At 73.4% G+C, this 17,743-nt stretch carries 19 protein-coding genes; 11 read left to right on the forward strand and 8 right to left on the reverse strand.

The features are described from left to right. The first annotated feature begins 401 nt into the window (after positions 1-401). The 3 genes from aceE to E4P40_RS08475 are packed head-to-tail and all read left to right on the forward strand — an operon-like array spanning position 402 to position 4,354. The gene (aceE, locus tag E4P40_RS08465) at positions 402-3,206 is read left to right on the forward strand and encodes a pyruvate dehydrogenase (acetyl-transferring), homodimeric type (protein ID WP_135158279.1); all 2,805 of its coding nucleotides are present in this window, start codon (positions 402-404) and stop codon (positions 3,204-3,206) included. 2 nt (positions 3,207-3,208) lie between these two features. Beyond that, complete coding sequence (locus E4P40_RS08470; protein WP_135158278.1) at positions 3,209-4,159, forward strand: FAD-dependent oxidoreductase; 951 nt, start codon at positions 3,209-3,211, stop codon at positions 4,157-4,159. 30 nt (positions 4,160-4,189) lie between these two features. Further along, entirely contained in the window at positions 4,190-4,354 is a 165-nt protein-coding gene (locus E4P40_RS08475; protein ID WP_135158277.1) for a substrate-binding domain-containing protein, read from the forward strand. A 19-nt stretch (positions 4,355-4,373) separates the two neighbouring features. Here E4P40_RS08475 and E4P40_RS08480 read toward each other — a convergent pair whose 3' ends face one another. The 4 genes from E4P40_RS08480 to E4P40_RS08495 all read right to left on the reverse strand — a co-directional run bounded on the left by E4P40_RS08480 (position 4,374) and on the right by E4P40_RS08495 (position 7,432). Then, a complete protein-coding gene (locus E4P40_RS08480; RefSeq protein ID WP_135158276.1) occupies positions 4,374-5,576 on the reverse strand; it encodes a M20 family metallopeptidase in 1,203 nt (400 codons plus the stop codon). 55 nt (positions 5,577-5,631) lie between these two features. After that, on the reverse strand, positions 5,632-6,081 hold the full coding sequence (locus E4P40_RS08485; protein WP_135158275.1) for a hypothetical protein: 450 nt from the start codon (positions 6,079-6,081) through the stop codon (positions 5,632-5,634). Between the two features lie 110 nt (positions 6,082-6,191). Beyond that, positions 6,192-6,731, reverse strand: coding sequence for a pirin family protein (locus tag E4P40_RS08490; protein ID WP_135158274.1), 540 nt, complete (start codon positions 6,729-6,731; stop codon positions 6,192-6,194). Continuing rightward, positions 6,728-7,432 (reverse strand): phosphatase PAP2 family protein, encoded by a 705-nt coding sequence (locus E4P40_RS08495; RefSeq protein WP_245160211.1) that lies wholly within the window; start codon positions 7,430-7,432, stop codon positions 6,728-6,730. The genes E4P40_RS08490 and E4P40_RS08495 overlap by 4 nt, the downstream gene beginning before the upstream one ends. Before the next feature lie 56 nt (positions 7,433-7,488). Between E4P40_RS08495 and E4P40_RS08500 the strand changes: the two genes are divergently transcribed. From E4P40_RS08500 to E4P40_RS08525, 7 genes are all read left to right on the forward strand, one after another. Then, a complete protein-coding gene (locus E4P40_RS08500) occupies positions 7,489-8,658 on the forward strand; it encodes a helix-turn-helix domain-containing protein (protein WP_245160210.1) in 1,170 nt (389 codons plus the stop codon). A gap of 210 nt (positions 8,659-8,868) precedes the next feature. Further along, positions 8,869-9,762 carry an ACP S-malonyltransferase gene (locus tag E4P40_RS08505; protein WP_245160209.1) on the forward strand — a complete coding sequence of 298 codons (894 nt, stop codon included), beginning with the start codon at positions 8,869-8,871 and terminating at the stop codon, positions 9,760-9,762. Beyond that, positions 9,759-10,007 carry a biotin/lipoyl-binding protein gene (locus E4P40_RS28000; RefSeq protein ID WP_167762155.1) on the forward strand — a complete coding sequence of 83 codons (249 nt, stop codon included), beginning with the start codon at positions 9,759-9,761 and terminating at the stop codon, positions 10,005-10,007. Before E4P40_RS08505 ends, E4P40_RS28000 begins: the two co-directional genes overlap by 4 nt. Then, the gene (locus E4P40_RS08510; RefSeq protein WP_135158272.1) at positions 10,004-10,969 is read left to right on the forward strand and encodes a beta-ketoacyl-ACP synthase III; all 966 of its coding nucleotides are present in this window, start codon (positions 10,004-10,006) and stop codon (positions 10,967-10,969) included. Before E4P40_RS28000 ends, E4P40_RS08510 begins: the two co-directional genes overlap by 4 nt. Before the next feature lie 76 nt (positions 10,970-11,045). After that, a complete protein-coding gene (locus E4P40_RS08515) occupies positions 11,046-11,291 on the forward strand; it encodes an acyl carrier protein (RefSeq protein WP_029339635.1) in 246 nt (81 codons plus the stop codon). Positions 11,292-11,391: 100 nt separating this feature from the next. Further along, the gene (locus E4P40_RS08520; protein WP_135158271.1) at positions 11,392-12,633 is read left to right on the forward strand and encodes a beta-ketoacyl-[acyl-carrier-protein] synthase family protein; all 1,242 of its coding nucleotides are present in this window, start codon (positions 11,392-11,394) and stop codon (positions 12,631-12,633) included. Between the two features lie 24 nt (positions 12,634-12,657). Then, a complete protein-coding gene (locus E4P40_RS08525; RefSeq protein WP_245160208.1) occupies positions 12,658-14,070 on the forward strand; it encodes a carboxyl transferase domain-containing protein in 1,413 nt (470 codons plus the stop codon). A gap of 186 nt (positions 14,071-14,256) precedes the next feature. Here the strand turns inward: E4P40_RS08525 and E4P40_RS08530 are convergent, their stop codons facing one another. The 3 genes from E4P40_RS08530 to E4P40_RS08540 all read right to left on the reverse strand — a co-directional run bounded on the left by E4P40_RS08530 (position 14,257) and on the right by E4P40_RS08540 (position 16,584). After that, a complete protein-coding gene (locus E4P40_RS08530; RefSeq protein ID WP_135158270.1) occupies positions 14,257-14,757 on the reverse strand; it encodes a DUF3145 domain-containing protein in 501 nt (166 codons plus the stop codon). A gap of 373 nt (positions 14,758-15,130) precedes the next feature. After that, on the reverse strand, positions 15,131-15,391 hold the full coding sequence (locus E4P40_RS08535; RefSeq protein ID WP_135158269.1) for a hypothetical protein: 261 nt from the start codon (positions 15,389-15,391) through the stop codon (positions 15,131-15,133). A 47-nt stretch (positions 15,392-15,438) separates the two neighbouring features. Then, positions 15,439-16,584: a GGDEF domain-containing protein gene (locus E4P40_RS08540; RefSeq protein WP_135158268.1), complete on the reverse strand. Its 1,146-nt coding sequence runs from the start codon at positions 16,582-16,584 to the stop codon at positions 15,439-15,441. 137 nt (positions 16,585-16,721) lie between these two features. On the opposite strand from E4P40_RS08540, the gene E4P40_RS08545 reads away from it, so the two are divergent. Then, positions 16,722-17,615 carry a maleylpyruvate isomerase N-terminal domain-containing protein gene (locus tag E4P40_RS08545; protein WP_135158267.1) on the forward strand — a complete coding sequence of 298 codons (894 nt, stop codon included), beginning with the start codon at positions 16,722-16,724 and terminating at the stop codon, positions 17,613-17,615. On the opposite strand, the gene E4P40_RS08550 is transcribed toward E4P40_RS08545, so the two are convergent. Beyond that, on the reverse strand, positions 17,612-17,743 hold a 132-nt coding region (locus E4P40_RS08550), incomplete at its 5' end, for an integrase core domain-containing protein (RefSeq protein WP_167762154.1). The genes E4P40_RS08545 and E4P40_RS08550 overlap by 4 nt on opposite strands.

Here is a 17,743-nt window from a genome sequence, read left to right on the forward strand (position 1 = left end):
CCTCCGTGGGTTGGCCTGCTGCTGACCGGCCGTCGGTTGGATGGTGCCCTGTCGGGGCGCCGAATGCGCGCGGACGCGTCACAGTGCCGGATCCGCGTCGTCTGCCGGGATCACGTGGCTCAGGACGGACACGACCGGCGGGAGCGCTCCCCGCAGCCTGGTCATGTCACCCCTCTCGTCCTTGCCGGCAGCCGCCGCCAGGCCGTGGCGGCAGGGCGTGCGGTGCGGAGCCCGTTCCAGCGAGCGACCGCTGGCGGAAGCGTAGGGCATGGCGGGCCGGACGCAAGCCGCGTGCGGCGGACAACGCCTGGTGGGAGGACGATCGGGCGAGCACGCACGACTCGGCACACAACCGGCCGGTAGGCGTGACGCCGGTGACCCCGACGGGAGACGATGGAGACATGAGCGCACCGCAGCAGACGGACGGCGACCCCGCCCGCGAACCAGCCGCCCCCCGCGCGGTCATCACCGACGGGTTGCCGAGCCAGCTTCCGGACATCGACCCCGACGAGACGCAGGAGTGGCTGGACTCCCTCGATGCCGTCGTCGGGCACGCGGGCCGCGAGCGCGCCCGCTACCTGATGCTGCGGCTGCTCGAGCGCAGCCGGGAGCAGCAGGTCGGCGTGCCGTCGCTGCGCAGCACCGACTACATCAACACGATCCCGCCGCAGCGAGAGCCGTGGTTCCCCGGCAACGAGGACGTCGAGCGACGCATCCGCGCCTACATCCGGTGGAACGCCGCGATCATGGTGCACCGGGCGCAGCGGCCCGGGATCGCCGTCGGTGGGCACATCTCCTCCTACGCGAGCTCCGCCTCGCTGTACGAGGTCGGGTTCAACCACTTCTTCCGGGGCAAGGACCACCCCGGCGGCGGCGATCAGATCTGGTTCCAGGGGCACGCCTCCCCCGGCATCTACGCGCGCGCGTTCCTCGAGGGCCGGCTGACCGAGCAGCAGCTCGACGGGTTCCGCCAGGAGGTCAGCCACCCCGGCGGGGGCCTGTCCTCCTACCCGCACCCGCGCCTCATGCCCGATTTCTGGGAGTTCCCCACCGTCTCGATGGGCCTGGGCCCGCTCAACGCCATCTACCAGGCGCGGTTCAACCGCTACCTGCACGGCCGCGGCATCAAGGACACCTCCGACCAGCACGTCTGGGCCTTCCTCGGCGACGGCGAGATGGACGAGCCCGAGTCGCTCGGCGCGATCGGTCTGGCCGCGCGCGAGGAGCTGGACAACCTCACCTTCGTCGTCAACTGCAACCTGCAGCGCCTCGACGGCCCGGTGCGCGGCAACGGCAAGGTCATCCAGGAGCTGGAGTCGTTCTTCCGCGGCGCCGGCTGGAACGTGATCAAGGTGATCTGGGGCCGCGAGTGGGACGCCCTGCTGGCCGCCGACCGCGACGGCGCCCTGGTCAACCTCATGAACCAGACGCCGGACGGCGACTACCAGACCTACAAGGCCGAGGACGGCGCCTTCGTCCGCGAGCACTTCTTCGGCCGCGACCCGCGCACGCGCAAGCTCGTCGAGGGCATGAGCGACAAGGAGATCTGGGGGCTGTCCCGCGGCGGCCACGACTACCGCAAGGTCTACGCGGCGTTCAAGGCGGCCCAGGAGCACAAGGGCCAGCCGACGGTCATCCTCGCCAAGACCATCAAGGGCTGGACGCTGGGCAGCCACTTCGAGGGCCGCAACTCCACGCACCAGATGAAGAAGCTGACCGCCGAGGATCTCAAGCTCTTCCGCGACCGGCTCTACCTGGACATCCCGGACGAGGCGCTGGACAAGACCCTGCCGCCCTACTACAAGCCGGAGCCCGGTTCCGACGAGCTCGAGTACATGCTCGAGCGGCGCCGGCAGCTCGGGGGCGCCGTCCCACGCCGGCGGTCGGAGTTCAAGCAGCTCAAGGCACCGGACGACAAGGCGCTGGACATCCTCAAGAAGGGCTCCGGCAAGCAGGAGGTGGCGACGACGATGGCGTTCGTCCGCCTGCTCAAGGAGCTGCTCAAGGACAAGGAGCTCGGCCCGCGCTTCGTGCCGATCATCCCCGACGAGGCCCGCACCTTCGGCCTGGACGCCCTCTTCTCGTCGCACAAGATCTACAACCCGGCGGGACAGCGCTACACCTCCGTCGACCGGGAGCTGATGCTGGCCTACAAGGAGTCCACGTCGGGCGTGATCCTGCACGAGGGCATCAACGAGGCCGGCTCCACGGCCTCGTTCACCGCCGTCGGCAGCTCCTACGCCACCCACGGCGAGCCGATGATCCCGATCTACATCTTCTACTCGATGTTCGGGTTCCAGCGGACCGGCGACGGGTTCTGGGCAGCGGCGGACCAGATGACCCGGGGCTTCGTCCTCGGCGCCACCGCCGGGCGGACGACGCTGAACGGGGAGGGCCTCCAGCACGAGGACGGGCACTCGCTGCTACTGGCGCACACCAACCCCGCGGTCGTGTCCTACGACCCCGCGTTCTCCTACGAGGTCGCCCACATCACCAAGGACGCGCTGGTCCGCATGTACGGCGAGGACCACGGCGGCCCGCTGGGCGGGCACCGCTCCCCCGACGTCATGTACTACCTGACCGTCTACAACGAGCCGATCAGCCAGCCGGCCGAGCCGGAGGACCTCGACGTGAAGGGCCTGCTCGCGGGCATGTACCGCTACGCCGAGGGGCCGGAGCTCGATGGCCCGAAGGCGCAGATCCTGGGGTCCGGGGTCGCGGTGCCGTGGGCGATGCGCGCCCAGGAGCTGCTGGCGAACGACTGGAACGTCTCGGCCGACGTGTGGTCGGTGACGTCCTGGGGCCAGCTGCGCCGGCAGGCCGACGAGGTCGCCGAGCACAACCTCCTGCACCCGGAGGAGGAGCCGCAGGTGCCCTTCGTCACCTCCCGGTTGCAGGAGGCGCAGGGGCCGGTCATCGCCGTGTCGGACTGGATGCGCGCCGTCCCCGACCTGATCGCGCCGTACGCCCCGCACGGGATGCAGTCCCTCGGCACCGACGGGTTCGGGCTCTCCGACACCCGTCCGGCCCTGCGCCGGTACTTCCACGTGGACGCCGAGTCGATCGTCGTCCGCACGCTGGCGTCGCTCGCCGACTGGGGTCACGTCGACCGCTCGGTCGTCAGCCAGGCGGTCGAGAAGTACCAGGTCCGTGACGTGCGGGCCGCGCCGGCGGAGGAGCGGTCCGACGACAGCCCCGCGACCTAGCCGTGGCTGACGACGGTGGCCGGTCCGCCCGGGTCACCGTCGTCGGCGGCGGGGTCGTCGGCCTGACCTGCGCGCTGCAACTGGCGCGGGCCGGGCACACCGTCGAGGTGCGCGCCGCGGACGCGGTCGCCGACACGACGTCGGCGGTCGCGGCCGCGCTCTGGTTCCCGTACCGCGCGTTCCCGGCCGAGTCCGTCCTGCGCTGGGGCGCCCGGACGCTCACCGTCCTCACGGACCTGGCGGACGACGAGGCGACCGGCGTCCGCCTCCTGCCCGGCACCGTCGTGCACCGCACGCCCGAACCGGATCTGTGGTGGGGCGAGGCCGTGGTCGGGCACCGCCCCGCGACGCCCGACGAGCTCCCCGCCGGAGCTCCGGCCGGCACCCGGTGCACGCTGCCGGTCGTCGACATGCGGCGCTACCTGACCTGGCTGCTCGCCGCCTGCCGGTCCGCCGGGGTGGAGGTGGTGACCACGCAGGTCGACCGGCTCTCCGCCGTCCCCGGTGACGTGCTGGTCGTCGCCGCGGGGCTCCGGTCCGGTCCGCTCCTGGACGACGACACCGGCGTGCCGGTGCAGGGCCAGGTCGTGCGGCTGGCCGATCCCGGGCTTCCCGGCTGGCTCCTGGACGAGGACAACCCCGCCGGCCTCACCTACGTCGTGCCGCGCGGGGACGACGTCGTGGTCGGCGGCACCGCCGTCGCGGGGGCGACCGGCCGCGAGCCCGACCCCGAGGTGGAGCGGGCGATCCTCGAGCGCGCCTGCTCGCTGGTGCCCGAGCTGCGCGGGGCGCCGGTGCTGTCCCGGGCCGTCGGCCTGCGGCCGGCCCGCCCCACCGTGCGGTTGGACCGGACGCTGGTCGACGGCCGCCCGGTGATCGCCTGCTACGGGCACGGCGGATCGGGCGTCACCCTGTCCTGGGGCTGCGCGGACGACGTCGTCGCGCTGGTCTGATCCGCGTCGTCCGGCTCAGCGCGCCTCGCGGTGCCGGCGCAGACCTGCGACCCCCCGCTCACCACGGTGGCCCAGCCGCTGGGCGACATGACCGCGCTCATGGTCGACCTGCTGCTGCGCCGGATCGAGGACGGCGACGACGACGTCGAGTCCCGCGTCTGCGACACGCTCCTGGTCCGACGGGCCTGCGCCTAGCGGGAGGACGCCGTCCTGCTCAGGCGAGCGCCCGCAGCGCCATCTGGGCGTACAACGCGACCCCCGCCGGCAGCGGCTCCTCGTCGAAGACCACGAGGTTGGAGTGGTTCGCCGGCGCGCTCCCCGGCTCGAGGCCGGGTGGGCACGCGCCCAGGAACGCCATCGCACCTGGCACCCGCTGCAGTACGTAGGAGAAGTCCTCGGCCCCCATGACCGGCGCCGGCATCAGCGCGGTGGCCCGCTCCCCCAGCAGCTCGGCCGCCGTCTCGAGCACCTGCGCGGCCACCCCTGCGTCGTTCACGGTCACGGGATAGCCCGCGATGTGCTCCCACTCCAGCGTCATCTCGTGCGCCGCTGCGACGTGGGTGGCCACCCGCTGGACGGCGTCCACGACGTCGCGCCGTCGTTCGGGCGACAGCGTGCGGATCGTCCCCTCGAGGAACACCGAGTCGGGGATGACGTTGTCGCGCGAGCCGGCCTCGATGTGGGCCACGGTCACCACGGCCGGGTCGAAGACGTCGACGCGGCGGGTGACCATCGACTGCAGGGCGAGGACGATCTCGGCCGCCACGGGAACAGGGTCGGCGGCGCTGTGCGGCATGGACGCATGGCCGCCGCGACCGCGGACCGTCATCCGCCACTGGTCGGCCGCCGCCATCATCGGCCCGGGCCGCACGTTGACGCTGCCGCTGACCATGTTCGAGATCGTGTGCATGGCGAACGCGCCGCTGACCGGGGCCTCCGGCACGACCTCGAGCAGGCCTTCCTCGAGCATGTAGCGGGCGCCGTGCAGCCCCTCCTCGCCCGGCTGGAGCATGAACACGACCTGGCCGGTGAGGTCGTCGCGGCGCTCGGCCAGCAGCCGGGCCGCGCCGAGCAGCATCGCCACGTGGGTGTCGTGCCCGCAGGCGTGCATGGCGCCGGGCACCTCGGACGCGAAGGGCAGCCCGGTGTCCTCGTGCACCTGCAGCGCGTCCATGTCGGCGCGCAGCAGGTAGGTGGGGCCGGGCCGGGCGCCGCGCAGGACGCCGACCACCGAGGTGGTCGACTTCCCCGTCGTCACGTCGACCGGCAGGTCGGCGAGGGCCTCCAGCACCAGCTCCTGGGTGCGCGGCAGGTGCAGCCCTACCTCGGGGTGCCGGTGCAGGCGGCGGCGCAGGTCGATCGTCCGGTCGGCGTCGTTGTAGGCGGCGGAGAGCAGATCGGCGGCGCTGGTCGGCATCCCCCCACTCTGACGCACGACCGACCGGGCCCGCTCGCCGCCGGGTCGGCACGGGTCAGGAGATGGCGGCTGCCACCAGCCCGACGACCTTCTTCTCCACCTCGGGGCTCCAACCCCTGAGCGCGAAGGACGTCGGCCAGAAGTCGCCGTCGTCGAGCGTCGCCGCGTCGTTGAAACCGAGAGTCGAGTACCTGGCCTTGAACTTGCCCGCATCCTGGAAGAAGACGACGACCTTGCCGTCGGCGTCGGCGTACGCAGGCATGCCGTACCAGGTCTTCGGCGACAGCTCGGGGGCGGTCGCGGTCACCGCCACGTGCACCCGCTCGGCGAGCGCACGGTCCTCCGGTGCCATCGCCGCGATCGCGTCCAGGACGGCCGTCAGGCCATCGGCCTTCTTGGCGCCCTTCTTCCCCTCGGCGCGGAGCTCGGCGGCGCGCTCCTTCATCGCGGCTCGCTCCTCGGCGGTGAAGCCGGCGGACTCCCGGGTCGTGTTCTTCGTGGGCATGTCCCGCTCCCTTCGGCGATCGGAGGTCCGGCGCGGTCGCCGACCTGTCGCGACAAGGCTAGGGACGAGCCTCGACCCGGCGCTTCTCGATTCCTGACCGATCGTGCCGGTCAGTCCGCCCAGGCCGGCCGGGCGGTCTCCAGCTGCCAGACCAGGGCCAGCCCCGGGTCCTGGACCTCGCGGCCGGGCTGCTGCTCGACCAGCACGCGGTCGGCGCCGCGCAGCACCAGCAGGCCGGCCGGGACGGCGTCCCCCGGCCCGATGCGACCCAGCCACAGCCGCGCGTCCGGGCGGCCGAGGTCGAGCCAGCCCGAGGCCGCGCGGTGCACCTCGTGCCGGGGCGCGGCGGCCGGCTCGGCACTGCGCAGGTAGCACTGCAGCACCCGCGCTCCGTCGTCCCCGGCCACCTCGTCGTGGTCCAGCCCCGTGCCCGCGCGCAGCACGGCGACGTCACCGGCGGCCAGGGGCACGTCGCCGTCCCACCGGTGGTGCAGCGACCCGCCGAGGACGACGGCGACGACGTCCACGGCCCGGTGCTCGTGCCGCCCGTAACCGGCCCCCGGATCGAGCCGGTCGTCGGCGATCCGCAGCAGCGGGCCGAGGGATCCGTCGTCCGGCGCCAGGACGACGCGTTGCTCCAGCCCCGTCACGACGTCGGCCGCAGCGCTGCCCGGCCCTCGGCGAAGGCACCGAACACCAGGGCGGTGACCAGCGACCAGGCGACCCCGAGCGACCAGCCGCCGATGACGTCGGACAGGAAGTGGACGCCGAGCCACATCCGGGTGAGTCCGACGAGCAGGACGAGCAGCACCCCGCCGGCCAGGGCCCAGTGCCGCGCGCGGGCGGCCAGGAGCGGCCAGGCGAGGATGAGCCCGACGGACACCAGCGTCGCGATCCCGGACGCATGCCCGCTCGGGTAGCTCAACGAGTCCAGGCGCGCGCCGCCCTCGGCGAACTCGGGGCGCACGCGGCCGAAGTACTCCTTGAGCAGCGTCGTCAGCGGGCCGACGAGCACCACCGCGGCCGCCATCCACCCCGCCGTCCACCAGAGCCGCCGGCGCAGCAGCAGCACGAGCACGGGGAGGAAGACCAGGGCGCGGAACCACCACGAGCCCGGGGCGGTGAGCACCTCCAGCAGCGCGCCGAACCCGCCGGCACGGTCGTCGCCGACGTAGAGCGCCTCGCTGACGGTGGCGTCCAGGCGAAGCTGCGGACCGAAGCCGGCCCGCACCCCGGCGCCGAGCAGGGCCAGGAGCACCAGGCAGGACGCAGCGCTGATCACCGCCGCCGGGACCGCACCCGCCGCCCGCCTCCGGATGAGGGTGGCGTCGCCGTCCGGGGGAACGTTCACCGCACCACTCTCCCCGACGCCGGTTCGCGTGACACGCTGACGGCGTGAGGAGCCGGGTGAGTCACCGCCCGCCGACCGAGGCCACGCTGCGGCGGCTGGAGCGCTCGTCGGGGTCGCTGGCCACCCAGGCCGTGGCCCGGATGGACGACGAGCTGTCCTGGTTCCGCGCCATGCCGGCCGACCGGCGCTCCTGGGTCACCCTCGTCGCGCAGGCCGGCATCGCCTCGCTGGTCGACTGGTGCCGCAACCCCGGGCGCCCGCCGACCCTGACCGGGGACGTGTTCGGTGCCGCGCCTCGAGAGCTTGTCCGGGTGGTCGCCCTGAAGCAGACCGTCGACCTGATCCGGGTCACCGTCGACGTGCTGGAGGACCACGTGCGCACGGTGGCGGAGCCCGGCGACGAGGACGCGCTGCACCTCGCCGTCCTCCAGTTCAGCCGCGAGGTCGCCTTCGCCACCGCGCACATCTACGCGAGCTTCGCGGAGAACCGCGGCGCCTGGGACGCGCGCCTGGAGGCGCTGGTCGTCGACGCCCTCGTCCGCGGCGAGCGGTCCGAGGAGCTGTCCGGGCGGGCCGCCGCCCTCGGCTGGGCCACGAACACCCCGGTGGTGGTCGTGGTGGGTGCGACGCCGTCCGGGGTGGACGACCCGCACGCGGCGGTCCGGCGGACGGCGCGCTCGCTGTCCACCGAGGTGCTCGTCGGCGTGCACGCCGAGCAGCTGGTCGTCGTGCTCGGGCGGCACGACGACCTCGAGGGCGTGGCCGAGCGGGTCAGCGACGAGTTCGGCGACGGCCCGGTGGTGACCGGGCCGGTCGTCGACGGGCTGGGCCGGGCGGGCGAGTCGGCGGCCGTCGCGCTGGCCGGGCTGCGTGCCGCCCGTGCCTGGCCGGAAGCCCCCCGCCCGGTGGCGGCGGACGCACTGCTGGCCGAGCGCGCGCTGAACGGCGACCCGCTGGCCCGCGCCGCGCTGCACGACCGGGTCGCCGCACCGCTGGCGGCGGCAGGGGGCGAGGTGCTCGAGACGGTGCGCGCCGTGCTCAACAGCGGAGGCAACCTGGAGGCCAGCGCGCGGGCCATCTTCGTGCACCCGAACACGGTCCGGTACCGCCTGAAACGGGCCGCCGACCTGACCGGGCTGTCGGCCACCGATCCCCGGGGCAGCTGGACGCTGCAGGTGGCGCTCGCCCTCGCCCAGCTCGACCGCGACCGCTCCCTCTGGCACTGAGCGCCATAGCAGCTCCGGCCCGTCGTGCGGTGTGGAGTCCACCACTGGAATGCGTGAACGAGCCGTGACGGGGGCCCGCCTTTGGAGGGTTCTCACAAAGATCAGCCGTGTGCTTTCGTGCCGCTCGACCGCCCGCCGACCGATGATCACTGGCACGGTGAAGGGGTGCTGGCCGTACTCGCCCCCGGACAGGGTGCGCAGAAACCCGGAATGCTCACCGACTGGCTCGATCTCCCGGGCGCGGAGTCCTTCTTCCGCCGGGCCGGCGACATCGCCGACGCCGACCTGCTGACCCTGGGCACCACGGGCGACGCCGAGGCGATCAAGGACACCGCGGTCACCCAGCCCCTCGTCGTCGCGATGAGCCTGTTCGTGGCCGGGGAGCTCGGCGTCCTCCCGGAGCCCGGCGCACCGCCGCGCGACGACGTCGTGATCACCGGGCACAGCGTCGGAGAGCTCACGGCCGCCGCCCTCGCCGGCGTGCTGACCGCCGAGGAGGCGATCGCGCTGACCGCCGCCCGCGGCCGGGCGATGGCCGCCGCGTGCGCGCAGACGCCGACCGGGATGTCGGCCGTCCTCGGGGGCGACCCCGAGGAGGTGCTGGCCGCGATCGACAAGCTCGGCCTCAGCCCGGCCAACATGAACGGCGCCGGCCAGGTCGTGGCCGCCGGCGCGCTCGAGGGCCTGGAGGCGCTGAAGGCCGACCCCCCGGCGAAGGCGCGGATCATGCCGCTCTCGGTGGCCGGTGCCTTCCACACCGACTACATGGCCTCGGCGCGCGAGGAACTGGCGGGCCGGGTGGACGGTCTGACACCGGCCGATCCCAGCCGGCGGCTGCTCTCCAACGCCGACGGCACAGCGATCGACTCCGGGGCCGAGGTCGTGCGCCGCCTGGTCAGCCAGGTCACCAGCCCCGTGCGCTTCGACTCCTGTCTCGCCACGATGCGCGACCTCGGCGTCACCGCCGTGATCGAGCTGCCGCCGGCCGGGGCGCTGGCCGGGCTCGCCAAGCGCGAGTGGAAGGGCGCCGGTGTCGAGATCCTCGCGCTGAGCACCCCGGCCGACCTCGACCGCGCCCGTGAGCTGCTCGGGGGCGCAGCGTGAGCGAGCTCGGCTTCGGCTGGCGGCTCGTCGTCGCCCCCGTGCGAGGCACGGTCAGCCCGGTCGACGTCCCGGAAGGCAGCTCGCTGCCCGCGGGCAGCCGGCTCGGCTCGATCCGCAGCCGTCGCGAGGATGTCCACGTCTCGGCGGCCTACGGCGGGGTACTGGCGGAGTGGCTCGTCCACGACGGCGACCTCGTCGACGCCGGAGATCCGATCGCCCGTCTCTACCCGGAGGTCAGCGCATGACCATTCAGCTGCCGACCGGTGCCCCGGGGGCACGCATTCTCGGCCTCGGCTCCTACCGGCCCCGCCGTCGGGTCACCAACGACGACCTCGCCCAGATGATGGACACCAACGACGAGTGGATCCAGAGCCGCGTCGGCATCGCCGAACGCCGCTGGGCGTCCGAGGACGAGACGCTCGTCGAGATGGCCGTCGCCGCCGGCGGCAAGGCGCTCGCGGCCAGCGGCCTCGCGCCCGACGAGATCGACCTCGTCATCGTCGCCAGCGCCAGCCTCCGCGCGCCGATCCCGGGCATCGGCCCGCAGGTCGCCCACCGGCTGGGCGTGCCGCGCCCCGGCTCCTTCGACCTCAACGCGGGCTGCGCCGGCTTCTGCTACGCGCTCGGCGTCGCGAGTGACAACATCCGCGCCGGCTCCTCGCGCAACGCGCTGGTCGTCGGGGTCGAACGGCTCACCGACGTCACCAACCTGGAGGACCGGACGACGGCGGTGATCTTCGCCGACGGCGCCGGCGCGGCCGTGGTCGGCGCCTCCGACGAGCCCGGCATCGGCCCGGTCGCCTGGGGCAGCGACGGCGACCAGTACAACGCCATCGAGATCGCCGCCGGCAGCTCGACGATGACCATGGCGGGTCAGGCGGTCTACCGCTGGGCGACGACGAAGCTCACCGAGACCCTGGTCGAGGCGATGGAGAGGGCCGGCGTCGGACCGGCCGACATCGACGTGTTCGCCCCCCACCAGGCCAATCTGCGCATCGTCGAGTCGATGACCAAGCGGCTCGGCTTCCCGGAGACCACCGTCGTCGCCCGCGACATCGTGCAGTCGGGCAACACCTCGGCGGCCTCGATCCCGCTGGCGCTCACCGCGCTCATGGAGTCCGGCGAGGCCAAGTCCGGCGACCTGGCGCTCGTCCTCGGCTACGGCGCCGGCCTGACCTTCGCCGGGCAGGTACTGGTCCTTCCGTGATACCCACAACCCTCCGGGACACCCGGTCCCGGACGTCGGCGGGCCCCGCCCGCCCCATCCGAGAGAGAGGACCCGCGTGAGCAGCACCCAGGAGATCCAGTCCGGTCTGGCCGAGATCCTGGAGGAGGTCGCCGGCGTCACGCCTGCCGACGCCACCCCCGAGAAGTCGTTCACCGACGACCTCGACGTCGACTCCCTGTCGATGGTCGAGATCGCCACCGCCGTCGAGGACAAGTTCGGCGTTGCCATCCCCGACGACGAGCTCGGCAACATCAAGACGGTCGGCGACGCGATCAGCTTCATCGAGAAGAACCAGGGCTGACGAAGGACCCCCCTGCCCCCCACCGCTCGCACGCTCGCGGCGGGCCCCTGCAGGGGGGCCTTACCCCGGTCACCCGGCCACCACTGCAGGAGGAAACGTCATGAGCCCGTCCGACACCGACGTCGTCGTCACCGGTCTCGGCGCCACCACGCCTCTCGGCGGGGACGTCGCCACGACCTGGGACGCCCTGCTCGCCGGCACGTCGGGGGTCAGCCGGATCACCGACGACTGGATCAAGGAGTACCCGGCCCAGCTCGTCGCGCGGCTCGCCTCGGACCCTGTCAACCAGATCGACCGCGTCCGCGCCCGCCGGCTCGACCGCAGCCAGCAGGTCGCGGTGATCGCCGCCGAGGAGGCCTGGCGGGACTCCGGCGCCGGCGAGGCGGGCATCGACCCCCTGCGCATCGCGGTCGTCATCGGCACCGGCATCGGTGGCGCGCTCACGCTCCTCGGTCAGGACGACGTGCTGGAGGAGAAGGGCCCCAAGCGGGTCTCCCCCTTCACCATCCCCATGCTCATGCCCAACGGCCCGGCCGCGGCCGTGGGGCTGGCGGTCGGCGCGAAGGGCGGCGTCCACGCCCCGGTGAGCGCGTGCGCGTCCGGCGCCGAGGCGATCCGCTGGGGCCTGGACCTGCTGCGGTTCGACCGCGCGGACGTCGTCCTCGTCGGCGGCACCGAGGCCTGCGTCCACCCGCTGCCCATGGCCGGCTTCGCAGCGATGCGCGCCATGTCCACCCGCAACGACGAGCCGGAGCGGGCCTCCCGCCCGTTCGACAAGGGCCGGGACGGCTTCGTGCTGGGCGAGGGCGCGGCATGCATCGTGCTCGAGCGCGGCGACGCCGCCCGAGCGCGCGGCGCCCGCATCCACGCCCGGCTGGCCGGTGCCGCCGGCACCGCCGACGGCTACGACCTGGTGGCCCCGCACCCCGAGGGCGAGGGCGCGGCGCGCGCCATCACCGCGGCGCTGCGCGACGCCGGCCTCAGCCCCGCCGACATCGGCCACGTCAACGCCCACGCCACGTCGACGCCGGTCGGCGACACGGCGGAGGCCGCGGCCATCCGCTCCTCGCTCGGGGAGCACGTGCTGGTGAGCGCCACCAAGAGCCAGACGGGCCACCTGCTGGGTGCCGCCGGGGCGCTGGAGTCGGTGTTCACGATCCTGGCGCTGCGCGAGCAGATCGTCCCCGCCACGGCGAACCTCGACGACCCGGACGACGACGCCGCCGTGCAGGCGCTCGACATCGTCCGCACCGAACCGCGTCGCGCCAGCATCAGCGCCGCCGTCAACGACTCCTTCGGCTTCGGCGGCCACAACATCGCCCTGGTCTTCACCACGGCCTGACGATCAGGACCTTGGAGGCCCTTGTTGACGACGGTCTCGGCCGCGCCGCCCCCGCCTGCCCTCGACCCGCGGAACCCTGAGGACCGTCTCGCCCGGTTCTTCGACGACGGGACGATGCAGCCGCTGACCGGCCGCGACACCTCGGGCGTCCTCGCGGCGCGGGGCACCGTGCAGGGCACCCCGGCCATCGCCTACTGCACCGACGCCACAGTCATGGGCGGCGCCATGGGGGTCGACGGCTGCCTGCACATCGTCGACGCCATCGACACGGCGCTGCGCGAGCGGATGCCGGCCGTCGGCATCTGGCACTCCGGCGGCGCCCGCCTGGCCGAGGGGGTCACCGCCCTGCACGCCGTCGGCGAGGTGTTCGCCGCGATGGTGCGCGCGTCGGGGCGCATCCCGCAGATCTCCGTCGTCCTGGGACCGGCCGCCGGCGGCGCCGCCTACGGGCCGGCGCTCACCGACCTCGTGATCATGGGTCCGGCCGGGCGCGTCTTCGTCACCGGTCCGGACGTCGTCCGCTCGGTGACCGGCGAGGACGTGGACATGGAGAGCCTCGGCGGGCCGGACACCCACGGCCGGCGCAGCGGCGTCGTCCACGTGGTGACCGACTCCGAGGAGGCGGCCCTCGCGACGGCCCGGACGGCGGTCGACCTGCTCGCCGCCCAGGGGACGTTCCGGCCGCTCGGCGACGAGCCGGACGTCGACCTCGCCGCCCTGCTGCCCGAACAGCGGAACCGCGCCTACGACGTCAAGCCGCTGGTGGTCGGGGTGCTCGACGGGCCGGGGCTGGAGCTGCATCCGCGGTTCGCGCCCAACGTCGTGACGACCCTCGGCCGGATGTCGGGGCGGACGGTCGGCGTCATCGCCAACAACCCGCTGCGGCTCGGCGGCTGCCTGGACTCCGCCTCGGCCGAGAAGGCGGCCCGCTTCGTGCGGATGTGCGACGCCTTCGGCATCCCGCTGGTCGTCCTGGTCGACGTGCCCGGCTACCTGCCCGGCGTCGGCCAGGAGTGGGACGGCGTCGTGCGGCGGGGCGCCAAGCTGCTGCACGCGTTCGCCGAGGCGGTGGTCCCCCGCGTGACGCTGGTGACCCGCAAGTCCTACGGCGGTGCGTACATCGCGATGAACGCCCGGTCGCTCGGGGCGACGAAGGTCTTCGCGTGGCCCGGCGCCGAGGTCGCGGTCATGGGTGCCAAGGCCGCCGTCGGCATCCTGCACCGCAGGAAGCTGGCCGCGGTGCCGCCCGGGGAGCGCGAGGCGCTGCACGCCCGCCTGGCCGAGGAGCACGAGCGGATCGCCGGAGGCGTGCACCGCGCGCTGGAGATCGGCGTCGTCGATGATGTCGTGCAGCCGTCGCACACCCGGCGCCGGCTGGTGGACGCGCTGTCCGACGCCCCGCCGGGCCGCGGAGCGCACGGCAACATCCCGCTCTGAGCAAGGGCCCCGTGCCCCCCACCGCTCGCACGCTCGCGGCGGGGCCGTGCGCGGGGCCGCTCCAGTGCGTCGCTACGAGAAATGGTCGTCCGGGCGCCGCTTCCCCGACGGCGCCCGAACGACCGGTCCCAGGCTACGACGACTCCGCGAGTCGCCGCGGAGTGTCGTGTTCAGATCGTGATGAGCTCAGACCACCTGGTGGAGCCAGGTGACCGGGCTGCCGTCGCCGGCGTGGCGGTAGACCTCGAGGTCGGCGTCCCAGGCCGCACCGAGGAGCTCGTCCACGCCGTGGCGGAAGGCCTCGGCGGAGCCGGCGGTCGCGGCCAGGTGCCGCAGCTGCTGCTCGCTGATCATGATGTCGCCATTGGCGCTGGTGGGAGCGCGGAAGACGCCGTGACCCGGCACGTACGACATGCGCTCGCCGTCGTTGCCGTGGCTGGCTTCCTCGGTGACCTCGAAGCGCAGCATCGGCCACGCGCGCAGGGCAGCGACCAGCCTGGCGCCTGTTCCCGGCGAACCTGTCCATGCCACCTCGGCACGGTAGGAACCGTGCGCCGCGGGCTGTTCGTCCCACGACAGGGAGACCGGCGCGCCGACGACGCGTTCAAGCGCCCACTCGACATGCTGGCAGAGCGCCTTCGGGCACGCGTGCACGAAGACGACACCCTGGGTTGACCGTCGCTGCACGGGGCACCTCCATCGACTCGACTGGTCTCGTCTTCCCCTACGGACCAAGCGACTCGGTGACGCGCTGTATTCGGCAGTGACGGAGCAGGGCTCCTGCGAACAGTCTGCACGATAGGTGCCCCATCGCGCCAGCCCGGTTGGGACAGTTGGTTCGAATGTGACTGAAGGTGACCTGTGATGCGTCTTACTGCTGGTCAGGCGCAATACCACGGGGTACGCCGATGAGTCCACCGGGCTCGGCGCGGCATCGCGAGACCGGCCGTCCGGGGTGTGACCGCTGGTCAGCGCCTCGTTCCAGTTGAGTGACCATCACCCGGTTCTCGTCACTCAGAGTGACGGACGCGGATATGAGGGGTGGCCCGGGGCCGAAGAGTCATCCGCCGACGGTGGCCTGCAGGTCCTCCCGCGGAACCACGCGCACCGCCCGGAACGGCCGTCCGTTGTCCCCTGGCTCGGTCCAGTCGACCTCGACGACCTGGCCGGCGCGCAGCGTTCCGGCGCCCGTGGTGCTGTGCTCGACCACCGACGCGTCCGCCCAGCAGTCGCCGGGGAGCTCGGAGGCCTCGATGACCGCGCCGTGCCGGTCCTCGTCCCAGCGGATGACCGTGCCGAGGGTGGTGCCGCTGCGCGCCATGCCGCCAGGTTGCGCCCCCGGCGCCGGCGCAGCAAGAGCCGGGCGGGTCAGCAGGCGAGCGCGGTGACCCGGTTGCCGCCGGCGCTCTTCGAGCGGTACATGGCGGCGTCCGCACGGTGCATGAGGTCCTCGACGTCGTCCCCGGGCTGGACCTCGGCGACGCCGACGCTGGCGGTCACACCGGAGGCGGCGCCGACCGCCGCGACGGCCTGGCGGACCCGCTCGGCGAGCATCTCGCCGGAGAAGGTCACCGAGACGTCGGCCAGGACGGCGAACTCGTCACCGCCGAGGCGGGCGACGGTGTCGGTCTCCCGCACCGCGCCGCCCAGGGCCGTGGCCACCGACTTCAGCATGTAGTCGCCGGCCGCGTGGCCACCGACGTCGTTGACGGCCTTGAAGCCGTCCAGGTCGACCAGGCAGACGACCGTCTGGTGACCCCACGCGGCGGCGTTCACGGCCGCAGCGACGCGCTCCATGTACGCCCGTCGGTTCGGGATGCCGGTCAGCGGGTCGGTCGAGGCAAGCGTCTCCTGCGTGCGGATCAGCAGGACCTGGCGGTCGTAGATGGCCCATGAATTTGCCGAGGCCATGGCACAGATCAGGGTGAAGGAACCCATGATCACCATGAAGAACAGGCCGGCCGTGGTGACGCCAGGAAGCTCGACGACGAACAGGTAGCTGAGGGTCATGACGCTGCCCATGGCCACGACGCCGTACGGGGAGTAGGCCACCGCGGCGTAGGTGAGCGCGAGGAAGAGCAGCGCGTCCAGCGGACTGGACGACCCCCCGTCGAGTCGTGTCACGAGGACCACGACGGCCGTCTCGGCCAAGCTCCAGACGTAGAACAAGGTGGGACCGCGGGAGTCGCGCATCATCGCGCTCAACGGGAGCAGGAGGATGCACGGGCAGGCGACGATGACGAGCGCGAGTGCGGCCAAGATGGCAAAGGAGTGCCGCCCGGGGCTGCCGGTGAGGAGCACGTACCCGACGACCGACCAGCACGCGACCTCGCTGACGATCACGCCGATGCGCACGTGGCCGAGCCAGTAGGCCACCCGGTCGTCGTCCCCGGCCAGCGGGCGGTAGAGACCGTCGCGCACCGCGGAGAGCACCCGGCGCAGGAGTCCTGGCCGGGTGGGTGCGCCGAGGGGCGCACGGGTGGCGCGGCGTTCGGCTGCCGCTGCTTCGGTCACGGTCCTGCGATCGGCGGTTCGGGACCCCTGCTTGATCCGCGCCTCACCCCTCGGAGGGAGATCGGTTGCCGGACGACGTGGCGCGTGCCACGTCCGTCTCCACGCCTGCCGTCGCCGGAGCCGGGTAGTGGTCGCCGATGGACCGACACCAGGGCATGGCCGACGCCGGTCGCGACGAGATCGCCGGCATGGTGCTGGGGGCGTGGGACGCGTTCCTCGCGCAGGCGGAGCAGGTCGAGCTGAGCCGGCCGTCGCGGCTGCGCGGCTGGCGGGCGCAGGAGATCTGCGTCCACCTGGGCTGCTGGGACGACCACACCGCGCTCGCCGATCTGATCGCGTCGGCGCGCGACGGCGGGGCCGGCACTCCCCCGGACGTGGACGCCGTCAACGCCCGCGTGACCGCTGCCCACCGGGACGCCCCTCGCGAGGAGGTCGTGGCGGCGCTGCAGCGGAACCGGGACGCGACCGCCGACTACCTGGCCAAGGAGCCCGTCGAGCTCGACACCGCGCCCACCGTGTCGGTCGTCGGGAGCATCCCGCTGCTGAGCGTCGTCCTGGGTCAGGCGTACGAGCTCGCCGTCCACGGCCTGGACCTGGTCTCGTGCGGGGCCGCTCCCCCGCCTCCGGACGTGCTGCAGTCGGGCCTGGCCGCGCTCGCCGACGTGACCGGCGCCCTGGCCGCGTCGATGGCCATCTCCGGCGGCGTCACGCTGGCCACGCCGGAGGGTGGGTGGGCATTCGCGTCCGCGGCCGACGGCTGGACCGTCCGCCGGGTGGCCCCCGACGCCTTCACCGGGCCGGCCGTGGAGGCGCCCGCGGACCTGCTGCTCGAGGCGGCGTCGGGCCGGATCAACCCGGTACCCGCGGTGGCCCGCCGCAGGCTGAAGGTCCACGACGTCGGCGGGCTGCTGCAGCTGGCCCCCATCGTGCAGGCCGTGCCCGGCATCCCGGGGGGCCCGATCCTGCAGCTGGCCGCGCGGACGGTCGGCGGTGCCGGCGGCATGCTCGGCCGCCTGTTCCGGAAGGGCTAGGTGTACTGCCCGGAGACGTTGGTGCAACGGTTGATGGGCGGGAGGTTGCCCAGGGCGGTGTGGGGCCGGTGGTTGTTGTAGTGGTGGAGCCAGCCTGACAGAGCCGCTCGGCGTGCGGTTTCGGATGT

This window comes from Blastococcus sp. CT_GayMR20, assembly GCF_004570345.1.

Bases quoted from the DNA above. Each gene is read 5' to 3' on its own strand.
- aceE (WP_135158279.1), top strand. From the start codon at position 402: ATGAGCGCACCGCAGCAGACGGACGGCGACCCCGCCCGCGAACCAGCC.
- E4P40_RS08480 (WP_135158276.1), bottom strand. From the start codon at position 5,576: ATGCCGACCAGCGCCGCCGATCTGCTCTCCGCCGCCTACAACGACGCC.
- E4P40_RS08485 (WP_135158275.1), bottom strand. From the start codon at position 6,081: ATGCCCACGAAGAACACGACCCGGGAGTCCGCCGGCTTCACCGCCGAG.
- E4P40_RS08505 (WP_245160209.1), top strand. From the start codon at position 8,869: ATGCTCACCGACTGGCTCGATCTCCCGGGCGCGGAGTCCTTCTTCCGC.
- E4P40_RS08510 (WP_135158272.1), top strand. From the start codon at position 10,004: ATGACCATTCAGCTGCCGACCGGTGCCCCGGGGGCACGCATTCTCGGC.
- E4P40_RS08520 (WP_135158271.1), top strand. From the start codon at position 11,392: ATGAGCCCGTCCGACACCGACGTCGTCGTCACCGGTCTCGGCGCCACC.
- E4P40_RS08535 (WP_135158269.1), bottom strand. From the start codon at position 15,391: ATGGCGCGCAGCGGCACCACCCTCGGCACGGTCATCCGCTGGGACGAG.
- E4P40_RS08545 (WP_135158267.1), top strand. From the start codon at position 16,722: ATGGACCGACACCAGGGCATGGCCGACGCCGGTCGCGACGAGATCGCC.